The following is a 13,180-nucleotide window of genomic DNA, read 5'->3' as shown; positions in this document are numbered from 1 at the left end:
CTCAAAACCCATTTCTTGCCAGTGGCGGTATTTTTCGCAGAACCGGCAAAGTTCCGCCGGTAACAATAAGCGTCGATTCTGGTTGGCGAGCAAGAGCTTTTTGGTTAACGGCACGTTAACGCGCGTTCGCCGAAATCTAGCGACAGCCAATATTGCTGAAGACTTTCCGAGTATTAGCTCGATTCCCGGTTGCTTGACCAGTCGCGCCCAACTGCAGATTTGCACATGAAATCGCGCGTCTTCCATCGCTGATTATGCCCCTGCACACCGAACTTCACCCCGACTCGGTAGAATCAGTCGATGCAAATCTGCACGTAGCCACGCACAAAACGAGATGATTTTCCTTCGCCTGACCAGTTCATGCGGAGAACACAATGCAGATTCTAAGCGTCTCGGCCGACCACCACGCAAGCAACCTCGAGTACCTGAACCAGATGCACCGTCTTCGGGCCGCCGTGTTCGGCGACCGTCTGGAATGGGATGTTGCCATCACCAAAGCGGGTGAGCGGGATCAATATGACGACCTTCTTCCAACCTACATTCTGGCGATCGCAGCCGGCCAGAAGGTCGTTGGCTGCGCACGTCTGCTGCCAGCGTCAGGTCCCACCATGCTGGAGCAAACCTTCCGCCAGTTGCTGGAGAACGGCTCGCTCGGTGCTCACGCAGCAATGATCGAGAGCTCCCGCTTCTGCGTCGACACGTCGTTGCCAGCGGGAAGGGGAGGGGGACAACTCCACCTCGTCACGCTAACGATGTTCGCCGGCATCATCGAGTGGTCGATGGCGAACGGGTTCGATGAGATCGTCACCGCGACCGATCTGCGCTTCGAGCGTATCCTGAACCGGGCCGGCTGGCCGATGCGGCGACTCGGAGCTCCTGTCGAAATCGGCAACACTACCGCCGTGGCCGGCATCCTTCCAGCCGATCACACGAGCTTCGAGCAGGTTCGTCCGACAGGCTACCAACCAATTTCGGCGGGGAAAGTCGGCAATACAATCAGGAGCGCGGCGTGACCCAGCTCCGTTCCCATCCCCGTCTTGTCCGCAAACTCCAGGACGCGCTCGGCGACCAGCTTTGTGCTGCACTCGACGACGCAATGGTTGTCGAGATCATGCTCAATCCGGACGGCAGACTGTTCATTGAACGGTTGGGGCATGGCGTCGCCCCGGCCGGCGCGATGAGTGCTGCCGCCGCCGAAGTCGTCATCGGCAGTGTCGCCCATGCGCTGCAATCGGAAGCCGACGACGAGCAACCGATCATTTCCGGCGAACTCCCGATCGGGGGACATCGGTTCGAGGGGTTGTTGCCGCCTGTGGTATCGGCTCCTACTTTTACGATCCGGAGACGGGCATCACGGCTTATTCCACTCGACGACTATGTGAAGTCGAAGGTGATGACCGAAGCCCAGGCCTCGGTACTACGCACCGCGATTGCTTCGCGCCTGAACATCGTCATTTCTGGCGGAACCGGGTCTGGCAAGACGACGCTTGCAAATGCCGTCATCGCCGAGATCGTTGCGGCGGCGCCGGATGATCGCATGGTCATTCTTGAGGACACCGCCGAGATCCAATGCGCGGCGGAAAACGCAGTGTGCCTGCACACCACCGATACAGTCGATATGCCCCGGCTCTTGAAGAGCACGATGCGTCTCAGGCCTGATCGCATCATCGTCGGCGAGGTCCGTGACGGTGCCGCCCTTACACTGCTCAAGGCCTGGAATACAGGCCACCCGGGCGGTGTCACCACCATTCACTCCAATACCGCGATGTCGGCTTTGCGCCGGCTGGAGCAGCTGACCGCAGAAGCCAGCCAGCAGCCGATGCAGGACGTGATCGGAGAAGCGGTTGATCTCGTCGTCTCCATCGAACGGACAGGGCAGGGGAGGCGGGTCCGCGAGATCATTCACGTCGAGGGCTTCAGCAACTCGCACTACCGGACCGAACATTACGCTCAAATCGATGAGGACAGCCATGTCGCGTAGGACACAGATTATTTTCGCCAGCGTGGCACTAGCTGTCATTTCTCTAATCCTCGCTGAGCCGGCGCTTGCATCATCCGGCGGTGGTGGGCTGCCGTGGGAATCGCCACTACAGCAGATCCAACAGTCCATCACCGGTCCTGTCGCCGGCTTCATCGCTCTGGCCGCCGTGGCGATCGCCGGCGCCATGCTGATCTTCGGCGGCGAACTGAACGATTTCGCTCGAAGGCTTTGCTATGTCGCCCTCGTTGGCGGGGTTCTCCTGGGAGCCACTCAGATCGTCGCCCTGTTCGGTGCGACAGGCGCGTCGATTGGGGAGGCGGCGACACAGTCCGAACCGGACATCTTCAAACCCACGGCAACGCTTCGCGCGGAAGGGGAGGAGGCTCATGGCTGAGGTCGGCTCCAACCTCTCCCGTTCGCGCGTGCACAGGGCGCTGTCACGTCCGAACCTGCTGATGGGCGCGGACCGCGAACTGGTGCTGCTCACGGCCCTTGCCGCGATCATCCTGATCTTCGTGGTGCTGACCTGGTATGCCACGCTGTTCGGCATCGCCGTCTGGCTCATAGCTGTGGCCGCACTCCGCATGATGGCCAAGGCCGATCCTCTCATGCGGCGCGTCTATGTCCGGCACGTCTCCTACAGGTCGTTCTACCGTGCCACTTCGGCACCCTGGCGCAGATTCTGAGGCTCTTCAGATGGTAGCCCTCAAATCTTTCCGCCACACGGGACCGTCGTTTGCCGATCTCGTGCCCTATGCCGGGTTGGTCGACAACGGCGTGATCCTGCTCAAGGACGGTTCGCTCATGGCCGGCTGGTATTTTGCCGGGCCGGACAGCGAAAGTTCGACCGACGCCGAGCGCAACGACGTGTCTCGGCAGATCAACGCGGTCCTGTCACGCCTCGGTTCGGGCTGGATGATACAGGTTGAAGCCGTCAGGGTGCCCACAGGCGACTATCCGGCCAATGATGATTGCCACTTCCCTGACCCGGTCACGCGAGCGATCGACGCTGAACGGCGGGCGCATTTCCAAAGGGAAAGCGGCCATTTCGAGACCCGGCACGCACTAATCCTGACCTGGAGACCGCCGGAACCGCGACGCTCTGGGCTGACACGCTATGTCTATTCGGATACTGCCAGCCGTTCCGCCACCTATGCCGACCGGGCGCTGGAGACGTTTCTGATCTCGATTCGCGAGGTCGAGCAATATCTCATGAACGTCGTGTCGATCCGCCGGATGCTGACGCGAGAGACGCTGGAGCGCGGCGGTTTCCGTGTTGCCCGCTATGACGAGCTTTTCCAGTTCATCCGCTTCTGCATCACCGGCGAGAACCATCCGGTCCGTCTGCCGGAAATCCCGATGTATCTCGACTGGCTGGTGACTGCGGAGCTGCAGCATGGGCTCACACCTCTGGTCGAGAACCGGTTTCTCGGTGTCGTCGCAATTGACGGGCTACCGGCCGAAAGCTGGCCCGGCATCCTCAACAGTCTCGACCTGATGCCGCTCACCTATCGCTGGTCGTCGCGCTTTGTCTTTCTCGATGCGGAGGAGGCGAGGGCGAGGCTGGAGCGCACCCGCAAGAAATGGCAGCAAAAGGTGAGACCCTTCTTCGATCAACTCTTCCAGACGCAGTCGCGGTCGGTCGACCAGGACGCCATGATGATGGTGACTGAAACCGAAGATGCCATTGCCGAAGCCTCATCGCAGCTGGTGGCCTATGGCTACTACACGCCGGTCGTCGTCATCTTCGACGAAGACCAAAGCCGCTGCCAAGAGAAGTGCGAGGCGGTCCGTCGCCTGATCCAGGCCGACGGATTTGGCGCACGGATCGAGACGCTGAATGCGACCGACGCCTTTCTCGGCAGCCTGCCGGGCGTCTCTTACGCCAATATACGCGAGCCGCTGATCAACACCCGCAATCTGGCGGACCTGATCCCGCTCAATTCCGTCTGGTCGGGAAATCCGGCAGCGCCTTGCCCGTTCTATCCGCCGGGCTCGCCGCCGCTGATGCAGGTTGCCAGCGGCTCGACGCCATTCCGGCTGAACCTGCATGTCGACGACGTCGGCCACACGCTGATCTTTGGTCCCACAGGTTCGGGTAAGTCGACACTGCTGGCGCTGATTGCCGCGCAATTCCGCCGCTACGAGGATGCACAGGTCTTCGCCTTCGACAAGGGCGGCTCGATGCTGCCGCTGACGCTTGGCGTTGGTGGCGACCATTACGAGATTGGCGGCGACACCAGCACGTCCGGGAAGGGAGAAAGTGTAGGTCTCGCTTTCTGCCCACTCGCCGAACTTGCGACCGATGGCGATCGTGCCTGGGCGTCTGAGTGGATCGAGACGCTCGTGGCGCTGCAGGGTGTGACGATCACACCCGACTATCGCAACGCCATATCGAGGCAGGTCGCGCTCATGGCGGAATCGCGTGGCCGTTCGCTCTCCGATTTCGTTTCGGGCGTCCAAATGAGGGAAATCAAGGATGCGCTGCATCACTATACCGTCGATGGCCCGATGGGACAGTTGCTCGATGCCGAGAAGGACGGTCTGGCGCTCGGCGCCTTCCAGTGTTTCGAGATCGAAGAGCTGATGAACATGGGCGAGCGCAATCTCGTTCCCGTGCTTACCTATCTTTTTCGCCGGATCGAAAAACGCCTGACGGGCGCACCCAGCCTGATTATCCTCGACGAAGCCTGGTTAATGCTTGGCCATCCGATCTTCCGCGACAAGATCCGCGAATGGCTGAAGGTACTGCGCAAGGCAAACTGCGCCGTGGTGCTGGCGACACAGTCGATATCCGATGCGGAGCGCTCCGGCATCATCGACGTCCTGAAGGAGTCCTGTCCCACAAAAATTTGCCTGCCGAACGGGGCGGCCCGCGAGCCCGGCACACGCGAGTTCTACGAACGCATCGGCTTCAACGAACGGCAGATCGAGATCGTCGCCACGGCTATTCCAAAACGCGAATATTACGTCGCCTCACCGGAAGGCCGCCGGCTGTTCAATATGGCACTCGGCCCTGTCGCTCTCTCCTTCGTCGGGGCGTCCGGCAAAGAAGACCTCAAACGCATTCGCGTTCTTCATTCCGAACACGGGGCCGGCTGGCCTCTCCACTGGCTCCAGCAAAGGGGGATCGCCGATGCCTGTACACTCTTCCCGACCGCGTGAGGCGGCGCGGGCTATGACAGTCATGACCATTATCCTGTCGATGGCTTTCCCAATGCCAGCCCAGGCCGGTGGTGTGACCGGGCAGGCGACCGAATGGACACAGCTTGCCAACAACGCAGAACTGATTTCCCTTGTCGGCAAATCCGCCGAGCAGGTGAATAACCAGATTACTCAGATCTCCCAGCTTGCCGAGCAGATCCAGAACCAGCTCAACATCTATAAGAACATGCTGCAGAACACTGCTCAGCTGCCCGACCATGTCTGGGGTCAGGTCGAGAGCGACCTGAAGAACCTCCAGAATGTCGTCGCGCAGGGTCAAGGCGTCGCCTTCTCCATGGGCAATATCGACGACGTGCTCAAGCAGCGTTTCCAGAGCTTTTCCGAGATGAAGAGCACTCTGCCTGCTGGGGCGAGCTTTTCGACGACCTACCGGAATTGGTCCGACACCAACCGCGACACGATCGCCGGCACGCTGAAGGCGGCAAATCTGACCGCCGACCAGTTTTCCAGCGAAGAGAGCACGATGTCGTCGCTTCGCTCGATGTCGGAATCAGCCGATGGGCAAATGAAAGCACTGCAGGTCGGGCACGAGATTGCTGCCCAGCAGGTGGCACAGATGCAAAAGCTCAGGGGTCTCGTCTCCCAGCAGATGACCATGATGGGGACATGGTTCCAATCGGAACAGGCGCAAAAGGATCTGGCGCAGGCGCGCCGCGAACAGTTCTTCAGCGCAACGGAGCGTGACATCCGCGGCGGTCAGACGATGGAGCCCCGCTGGTGAGCCCGCGCCTCGTCATCGCGATCGCCTGGGCCACGATTATCGGGGCCGGCGTCATCACCTGGATCATTGCTCAGCCCGATCCTACGCCCATCTCGGAACCGGGCGCCGCCTCGCGGCCTGCCTCAGATACCGAGCGCCGGGAATATTGGGGAAAATTCTTCGGCGGCGATCCGGATCAGAACATCCGTGGCGGACAGGAGATGAAACCACGATGGTAAGTGTTCGCTCCTGCCGGAAGATGGAACCTGCCATCATCGCAATCGGTCTTGCCCTGTTGGCGAGTGCGCCCGCCTTCGCACAACAAGGCGAGGTGCTTACGACGCTGGAGAACTCCGTCGTCACCGCCGCGAAAGGCTGGGAGACGACTGTCATGAACGCGGCGCGATCACTGTTCTGGGTTCTCGCCGGCATCGAGGTCGGCATTGCCGCCGTGTGGCTGGCAATCAATGCCGCTTCGCTCGATAGCTGGTTCGCCGAACTCGTCCGGCGGATCATGTTCATCGGCCTCTTCGCCTTCATCCTCGATCAGGGTCCCTCCTTCGCCAAGGCCGTGGTCGACAGTCTCTTTCAGATCGGCGCCGGCGGCGGCTCGGCATCACCCGCCAATATTTTTGATGCCGGTATCCGTGTCGCAACCAAGATGTCCGAACAGGCGAAGTTCGGCCTATTCGAGGATAATGCGCTCGCGATCGCCGCAGTCTTCGCCATGGTCGTGGTCGTCATCTCCTTCAGCCTGGTCGCAGCCATCTTCGTCGCCGTCATGGTCGAGATGTATGTCGGCCTGCTCGCCGGCATGATCATGCTTGGCCTCGGCGGATCGTCCTACACCAAGGACTTTGCCGTCAAATATCTGGTCTACGCCTTCTCCGTCGGCATGAAGCTGATGGCGCTGGTGATGATCGCCAAGATCGGCTCCGACATTTTGCTGGGCCTCGCCGAAGCGCCGACGGCAACTTCCGAACAGTTCATCACCACACTCGCCATCGCCGGCATCTCCGTCGTGGTTTTCGTGATCGCCATGTATGTGCCGCCGATCCTGCAGGGCGTCGTGCAGGGCGCATCGGTCGGGGCCGGGATGGAAGCGATCCGCCACGGTGGGCAGGCTGCGTCCTTCGCGGCGGGAGCCGCCTTCCTCACCGCAGGCGCTGCGACAAGAGGTTTCCAGGCCGCAAGTGCCGCAAGGGCAGGGGGATCGTCGCTTGGCAGTGCGGCTCTGCGCGGCATGGAGGCAGGCATTGGCGGGGCGACCGGCGCCGTCGGTTCGGCTGCAAAAGAAAAGGCGATCGGTTCTCCTGGCGCCTATGCTGGTTCGCTTCTGGGGCTTGCCAACGCCAAGCTCGAGCAACAATCCGGCCGCCCCACGCCGCCCCCACCTCCGCCGATCAACGAGAACAAATGACTGGAGGCTCTCAAGCCATGGCCGGACCTAATCCGCCTGACAATCCTTATTTGGCCGCACGCAACGAATGGAACGAGCGCTATGGCTCCTATGTGAAGGCAGCAGCGGCCTGGCGCATCGTCGGTATCACCGGCATGGCCATGGCGGTGATCGGTTTCGGTTATGCGCTCTATCAGAGCACTGAGGTCAAGCTCGTTCCCTATATCGTCGAGGTCGATAAGCTCGGCACATCAGTCAATGCCGGTTTCCCGCAGCAGATCGAATACGCCGATCCGCGCGTGGTGCGCGCAACCCTTGGCAGCTTCGTCTCAAACTTCAGGTCCGTCACGCCGGATGCGGTCGTGCAGAAGCAGTATATCGACCGGACCTACGCCCTTCTTCGGACGTCCGATCCCGCGACCGAGAAGGTCAATGCCTGGTTTCGCTCGAACTCACCGTTCGAAAAGGCGACGACGGCAACTGTCGCGGTCGAGGTCAACAACATCGTCGCGCTCTCGAACCAGTCCTACCAGATGGACTGGACAGAGTTCGAGCGCGACCGGCGCGGCAAGGAGACGGCCGTGCGCCGTTTTCGCGGCATCGCTACCGTGACGCTAACGCCACCCCAGGACGAGGGCGTCATCCGTCTGAACCCCATCGGTCTCTATCTCCGCGATTTCGACTGGACCGCACAGCTTTGAAAGGCATGGCCCCGCACATGAACATCCGACACAGAATTCTACGGGCCTCGCTGACTGCCGGCGCCATCGTCACCGCGATCGTGCCGTCTTCGGTCTTCCTCTCTTCCCAAGCGCTTGCGGCCGACGGCGTTACCGCCAATGAGGCGAAAGGCATGGGGATTTCCAGCCAGTGGCGCGGATCGCGCGGTCTCGTCACCAAGGGAGCGGACGGCAAGGTGATCTTTCTCTATGGCGAAGTGCAGCCGTCGGTCGTCTGCTCACCGCTTCAGGTCTGCGATATTGAACTGCAAGGCGGGGAGGTGGTTCGCGACGTGCTGGTCGGTGACACGGTGCGCTGGAAGGTCGAGCCCGCGACATCAGGAGCGCCAGGCGGCCAAGCGATCCATCTGATCGTCAAACCTTCGGAGCCAGCTCTTGTCACCTCGATGGTCGTGACGACATCTCGGCGCACCTACCATATCCAGCTCAAGTCGCATGCGACCCAATATATGGCCCGTGTCGGCTTCGAATATCCGGAGAATGTTTCTGCAAAGCTCGCAGACGTCAATGCCCGGCTGGAGGCAAGCACGATCCCGGGCGCCGGCGTTCCCGCTGAACAGTTGAGTTTCAGCTATTCCGTTTCGGGGCGTGCCGGCTGGCGGCCAACGCGGGTCTATTCCGATGGCCTCAAAACCTACATCCAGTTTCCGCGCTCGATCTCCGGCCAGGATGTGCCGGTTCTGTTCGTTGTCTCCGGCGGACAGAACCGCATCGTCAACTATCGCCTGAAGAACAATATGATGGTGGTCGATTACAATATCGATCGCGCGGTTCTCGTCTCCGGCGTCGGCTGGAAACAGGAAAAGGTGACGATCAGCAGGGGAGGGCGGTGATGCGAATCTCTCGACCCCGCCCAATCCTCAGCGTTGCCGCAGCCTGCGCCCTCGCCATCCTGCTTTCCGCATGCGAGTCGACGGGGACTGGCGGCCTCGTCGGCAGCGCGGCACCGCTGGAAATCTCACCCCCGGCGGCAAGCGCCATCGCCGGCGACATGGTCAGCCGTCTTGCCGAACAGATCGGACCGGGAAAGGCGACGATAGCTCTCAAGGCGGATAGCTCACCCTTCGGGCAGGCACTTGAGGCGGCGCTCAAGAGATGGGGCTATGCCGTCATTACCGACCAGAAGACGGATAGCGGCACGAAAGTCATCGCGCTCGGCTATGTGATCATGCCGTTCGATGGCCAGGTTCTGGCGCGTCTTTCGACGGAGAGCGTCGAACTCGGCAGGGCGTACACCGTCACTGCGAACGGGGCGACGCCGGCGAGTGCGCTCTCGCTGATGCGACGTGGCTGAGGGAGGGGGCGATGGTACAATCCCTCAAGCTCGGTGGAACCGCGAACGATGAAGCTGACAGAGGCATTCGGCGGATCAATCGCCTGCCAATCATCGCGGTGATCGTGTTGCTCATCACCTTCCTTGGCGTCATTTTCTATGGGCTCACTTCCCGCGGACTGTATTTCGGGAAGGATTCCGGCCTGGAGACGAGTTCGGGAAATTCCGCCTCGACTTTTGCCGACCAGATCAAGCGCGGCGTGACGAACGGCATCATTGGCGAGCCGCAGCAGCAGACAACGTTCCAGCCAACGCCTGTCGAGACGAACCGGGACGCGAAGAAGAGGACCAATCCCTTCGCGCCTCAGCCAGGACAAGGTGAGCAACAACTGCGCTGGCAGGAGCTGGAGCCGGAAGAGGTATGGCGGGCGCGTCTCGAACGCGAAAGCCAGGAACAATATCTGCGCGAGCGGTATCGTCAGCGCATGGCCCGATTGCAGGCGAGAGATTCCGCCTATGATGCCCCGCTCGCCATCGATCGCGGCAAGCTGGAAGCGCGCTCGGGAACCGACGACGCGACGGCGGCTAAGGCGGCAACGACGACATCGACAACGGCGGGAACCCCGTCCGATCTCTATACTGCGGCCTTGCGTGCCGGTCTCGGCGGTCAGAATGTCGATCCGAACGGGCAGCGCTCCAAGGAGGATTTCTTCAACGCCGATCTTAAGAATCTCGGATACCTTCCCAATGGTGTCGTGCCACAACGATCGCCCTTCGAATTGAAGCGCGGTTCGGTCATTCCAGCGACGCTCATATCAGGCATTAATTCGGACCTTCCCGGCCGGATCAGCGCACAGGTCAGCCAGAACGTTTATGACAGCGCGACCGGCCATCGTCTGCTGATCCCGCAGGGGACGAAACTCTTCGGCCGATATGACAGCAAAGTGTCCTTTGGCCAGAGGCGCGTGCTTGTCGTCTGGACCGATATCATCTTCCCGAACGGCTCGACGCTGCAAATCGGCGGTATGGCGGGAACGGATGCGCAGGGGTATGGAGGTTTTGCCGATAAGGTGAACAATCACTATCTCAAGACGTTCGGATCGGCGGTGCTGATTGCGCTGATCGGCACGGGTATCGATATGGCCGTGCCGCAGAGTTCGACGCTTGCGACACAGGATACCGCATCCGATGCGGCGCGGCGGAATTTCGCCGAAACTTTCGGGCGCGTTGCCGACCGGACGATCCAGCGGAACATGGATGTCCAGCCGACGCTCGAAATCAGACCCGGTTATAAGTTTAATGTAATCGTGGATCAAGACATAGTGTTTCCCAAAGCATACCAGAACAAAAACTGACGGGAGAGCCACGGACCAATTAACACCGATTCATTTGCTATTTCTTGTTCAGAGATAAGGCCCATGGTTCGAATCCTGTTAAGAGCTGATATTTGCGATATTTGGTGAAGAAATCGGTTCGCCATGGGAGTCCGGTCGAAGGGCAATTGTTCAGGTAAACCAAGCCCCTCTCGCTCAATTGGCGCGCTCCTTATGATATCGCGCCTTGTGGGCAACGGCCATAACGAAACGCTATAGCGGCAGAATGGAGTTGTGTTGGCCAAAATCCAACCCATGAACTTACTCTGACGCGGTTAGCCTGAGGCTGACGCCTAAAGAACCGCACAAGCGGCAGAATCGGCCCAAAAGGACCGATTGAAGGTACCTAAAACGGAGCGGAACATGATTTATTCTCTGACTCGCAGAACTCTTTGTATCTCCACGGCACTTTTGCCGCTGCTGGCCTTGGCTCCGGCCATCTCGGCGCCGGCTGTGGCTTCCGAAGATACCATCAAGCTCGGCATCGTTGCGCCGATGAGCGGCCCGAACGCGCGCTATGGGGCTTTTTCCATGCAGGGCGCCCAACTCGCCGTCGATGAGATAAACAAGGCCGGCGGCGTCGATGGCCACAAGATCGAGATATTCTCCGCTGATAGCCAGGGTACGCCGGTTGAAGGTGTGTCGGCGACGAGGCGGCTCATCGATGAGGACGAGGTCTCGTTCATCATCGGCGACGTTTCGAGCTCCGTCACGCTCGCCATGCAGCCGGTCGTCGAGGATGCAGGCGTCCTTCTTTTGAACGCGGCTTCTTCAAATCCGAAAATCACCTACCAGGCGGGCGTGGGCGGGTACAAATGGACGTTCCGCAATTATCCGACTGATGAAAACCGAGCTTTGATCGTTGCGAAATACGCGGCTGAACAGCGCGGCTTCACCAAGTTTGCCGTACTGTCCGTCGATACGGATTATGGTCGCTCGGCGATCGAATTCACCAAGAAATACCTCCCCGAATTCAAGGGCGAGATTCTCAGCGAGGACTATTACAAGGAAGGCGAGGTCGACTTCCGCAGCGTGCTGTCGAAGATTCGCGACAATGGCGCGCAGGCGATCATCATGTACGGCCTGGCCGACACGACGCCGATCGTGGCGCGGCAGATGGTCGAGCTCGGACTGGCGGGAAAAGTGACCCTGATCGGCAATGGTGAGTTCAATACGGCAAAGACCATCGAGGCGGCACCGACGGCCCTCGAAGGCGCAGTCGAAGCCGCAGCCTGGCTTCCTGCATGGGATTCCCCGGAAAGCAAGGCATTCGTGACGAATTTCACGAAGACCTACAATCAGGCGCCGAACAACCACGCCTATGTTCACTGGGACACCGTGCATCTTCTGGCGGAAGCGATCCACGAGGCCGGTAGCACCGATCAGCAGAAGGTTCGTGATGCGCTCTCCAAGATCAAATACAAGAGTCCTGTGGGTGATGTGACCTTCGACGATCACAATCAAGCGCGCCTGCCCATGATCCTGTTGCAGATCGAAAACGGCAAGCCGAACATCAAGGGTGCCTATACCGCAGACATCAAATACCCGACCCAATAAGCTCGGTCGCGAGGAGTATCACCATGTTCTCGACCGTTATAGAGCAGGTTGTCAACGGTATCGTGACCGGTTCCGTCTATGCGATCGTCGCCGTCGGCATGACCATGATTTTTGGCGTCTTGCGCGCAATCAATTTTGCCCATGGCGAATACTATATGCTGGGCACTTTCGGCGCGTGGTTCGCCATCGACTATCTCGGCCTCTCCTACGAGGCCTCGATCGTGGTCGGCGTCCTCTCCACGATTTTCGTCGCTTATCTGGTTGGCCGTTTCGTGATGCAGCGCATGGTTGGCGCCCCCGCCGAGGCCGGGGTGCTTACCACGCTCGGTATTTCACTCGTGCTTCAAAATACGGTCATCCTGGTCTTCGGCGGCGGATACAAGTTTTTCTCCGGCGGCTATATCGAGCCGGTCTCGATCCTCGGCTTCAGCCTGGCGCAGCAACGCATCCTGATCCTCGTGGTCACGATTCTTGTCTTTATCGGCCTTGAGCTGATGGTGACCTATAGCCGCATGGGCAAGGCGATGCGGGCCGTCTCGCAAAATGTCGAATGCTGCGAAATAGTCGGAATCGACGTCTCCCAGGTGGTGCTGCGGACCTTCATACTAGGTGCGGCACTGGCAGCGCTTTCCGGAGTGCTCACCGCGCCGGTCAACGTCAGTGTCTATGGCGGCATGGGCGAGCTGATTACGTTCAAGACCCTCCCGATCATCATCATGGGCGGTCTCGGCAATGTCCGCGGCACCTTCTTTGCCGCGATGATCCTCGGCATCGCTGAAAGCCTGGTGGCGACCTACATCGGCCTCCAGTTCCGCGATACCGTCGGCTTTGCGACCCTGATCCTGATGCTGATGTGGCGGCCCCACGGTCTTTTTTCGACGCAGGCGCGCTTCTAGACGCTCCGCTGTCCCTCTCGAACTCAGAGGACATGA

The 13,180-nt window shown here is 60.1% G+C and carries 14 protein-coding genes; all 14 read left to right on the top strand.

All coding sequences use genetic code 11. The features are described 5' to 3' along the window. Positions 1-374 precede the first annotated feature (374 nt). Positions 375-1,013, top strand: a complete 639-nt coding sequence (gene traI / locus ABOK31_RS34305) for an acyl-homoserine-lactone synthase TraI (protein ID WP_172691196.1) — start codon at positions 375-377, stop codon at positions 1,011-1,013. Then, positions 1,010-1,981: a P-type conjugative transfer ATPase TrbB gene (gene trbB / locus ABOK31_RS34300; RefSeq protein WP_172691197.1), complete on the top strand. Its 972-nt coding sequence runs from the start codon at positions 1,010-1,012 to the stop codon at positions 1,979-1,981. The genes traI and trbB overlap by 4 nt, the downstream gene beginning before the upstream one ends. After that, positions 1,971-2,375, top strand: a complete 405-nt coding sequence (trbC, locus tag ABOK31_RS34295) for a conjugal transfer pilin TrbC (protein WP_172691198.1) — start codon at positions 1,971-1,973, stop codon at positions 2,373-2,375. The genes trbB and trbC overlap by 11 nt, the downstream gene beginning before the upstream one ends. Then, a complete protein-coding gene (locus tag ABOK31_RS34290; protein ID WP_172691199.1) occupies positions 2,368-2,667 on the top strand; it encodes a conjugal transfer protein TrbD in 300 nt (99 codons plus the stop codon). The genes trbC and ABOK31_RS34290 overlap by 8 nt, the downstream gene beginning before the upstream one ends. 10 nt (positions 2,668-2,677) lie before the next feature. After that, on the top strand, positions 2,678-5,146 hold the full coding sequence (locus ABOK31_RS34285; protein WP_172691200.1) for a conjugal transfer protein TrbE: 2,469 nt from the start codon (positions 2,678-2,680) through the stop codon (positions 5,144-5,146). Between the two features lie 22 nt (positions 5,147-5,168). Beyond that, positions 5,169-5,927 carry a P-type conjugative transfer protein TrbJ gene (trbJ, locus tag ABOK31_RS34280; RefSeq protein WP_235676690.1) on the top strand — a complete coding sequence of 253 codons (759 nt, stop codon included), beginning with the start codon at positions 5,169-5,171 and terminating at the stop codon, positions 5,925-5,927. Continuing rightward, complete coding sequence (gene trbK, locus ABOK31_RS34275) at positions 5,924-6,145, top strand: entry exclusion protein TrbK (protein WP_172691202.1); 222 nt, start codon at positions 5,924-5,926, stop codon at positions 6,143-6,145. Before trbJ ends, trbK begins: the two co-directional genes overlap by 4 nt. Next, complete coding sequence (gene trbL, locus ABOK31_RS34270; protein ID WP_349962987.1) at positions 6,139-7,326, top strand: P-type conjugative transfer protein TrbL; 1,188 nt, start codon at positions 6,139-6,141, stop codon at positions 7,324-7,326. Before trbK ends, trbL begins: the two co-directional genes overlap by 7 nt. A 17-nt stretch (positions 7,327-7,343) precedes the next feature. Further along, on the top strand, positions 7,344-8,006 hold the full coding sequence (locus ABOK31_RS34265) for a conjugal transfer protein TrbF (RefSeq protein WP_349962985.1): 663 nt from the start codon (positions 7,344-7,346) through the stop codon (positions 8,004-8,006). A gap of 17 nt (positions 8,007-8,023) precedes the next feature. Next, positions 8,024-8,878 (top strand): P-type conjugative transfer protein TrbG, encoded by an 855-nt coding sequence (trbG, locus tag ABOK31_RS34260; RefSeq protein ID WP_349962983.1) that lies wholly within the window; start codon positions 8,024-8,026, stop codon positions 8,876-8,878. Next, on the top strand, positions 8,878-9,339 hold the full coding sequence (gene trbH / locus ABOK31_RS34255) for a conjugal transfer protein TrbH (protein ID WP_349962981.1): 462 nt from the start codon (positions 8,878-8,880) through the stop codon (positions 9,337-9,339). The genes trbG and trbH overlap by 1 nt, the downstream gene beginning before the upstream one ends. 11 nt (positions 9,340-9,350) lie before the next feature. Beyond that, positions 9,351-10,673 carry an IncP-type conjugal transfer protein TrbI gene (trbI, locus tag ABOK31_RS34250; protein ID WP_349962979.1) on the top strand — a complete coding sequence of 441 codons (1,323 nt, stop codon included), beginning with the start codon at positions 9,351-9,353 and terminating at the stop codon, positions 10,671-10,673. A 381-nt stretch (positions 10,674-11,054) separates the two neighbouring features. Continuing rightward, positions 11,055-12,248 carry an ABC transporter substrate-binding protein gene (locus tag ABOK31_RS34245; protein WP_349962977.1) on the top strand — a complete coding sequence of 398 codons (1,194 nt, stop codon included), beginning with the start codon at positions 11,055-11,057 and terminating at the stop codon, positions 12,246-12,248. A 23-nt stretch (positions 12,249-12,271) separates the two neighbouring features. Continuing rightward, positions 12,272-13,144, top strand: a complete 873-nt coding sequence (locus tag ABOK31_RS34240; protein ID WP_349962976.1) for a branched-chain amino acid ABC transporter permease — start codon at positions 12,272-12,274, stop codon at positions 13,142-13,144. The last annotated feature ends 36 nt before the right edge of the window (positions 13,145-13,180 follow it).

Source organism: Rhizobium sp. ZPR4 (assembly GCF_040215725.1).
GTDB classification, from domain to species: domain Bacteria; phylum Pseudomonadota; class Alphaproteobacteria; order Rhizobiales; family Rhizobiaceae; genus Rhizobium; species Rhizobium rhizogenes_D.
The sequence above is the reverse complement of the archived record's forward strand: the minus strand, read 5'-3'. Positions and strand labels throughout refer to the sequence as shown.

Coding starts and splice junctions, on each gene's coding strand:
- traI (WP_172691196.1), top strand. CDS start 375: ATGCAGATTCTAAGCGTCTCGGCCGACCACCACGCAAGCAACCTCGAG.
- trbC (WP_172691198.1), top strand. CDS start 1,971: ATGTCGCGTAGGACACAGATTATTTTCGCCAGCGTGGCACTAGCTGTC.
- ABOK31_RS34290 (WP_172691199.1), top strand. CDS start 2,368: ATGGCTGAGGTCGGCTCCAACCTCTCCCGTTCGCGCGTGCACAGGGCG.
- ABOK31_RS34285 (WP_172691200.1), top strand. CDS start 2,678: ATGGTAGCCCTCAAATCTTTCCGCCACACGGGACCGTCGTTTGCCGAT.
- trbJ (WP_235676690.1), top strand. CDS start 5,169: ATGACCATTATCCTGTCGATGGCTTTCCCAATGCCAGCCCAGGCCGGT.
- trbL (WP_349962987.1), top strand. CDS start 6,139: ATGGTAAGTGTTCGCTCCTGCCGGAAGATGGAACCTGCCATCATCGCA.
- ABOK31_RS34265 (WP_349962985.1), top strand. CDS start 7,344: ATGGCCGGACCTAATCCGCCTGACAATCCTTATTTGGCCGCACGCAAC.
- trbG (WP_349962983.1), top strand. CDS start 8,024: ATGAACATCCGACACAGAATTCTACGGGCCTCGCTGACTGCCGGCGCC.
- trbH (WP_349962981.1), top strand. CDS start 8,878: ATGCGAATCTCTCGACCCCGCCCAATCCTCAGCGTTGCCGCAGCCTGC.
- trbI (WP_349962979.1), top strand. CDS start 9,351: ATGGTACAATCCCTCAAGCTCGGTGGAACCGCGAACGATGAAGCTGAC.
- ABOK31_RS34245 (WP_349962977.1), top strand. CDS start 11,055: ATGATTTATTCTCTGACTCGCAGAACTCTTTGTATCTCCACGGCACTT.
- ABOK31_RS34240 (WP_349962976.1), top strand. CDS start 12,272: ATGTTCTCGACCGTTATAGAGCAGGTTGTCAACGGTATCGTGACCGGT.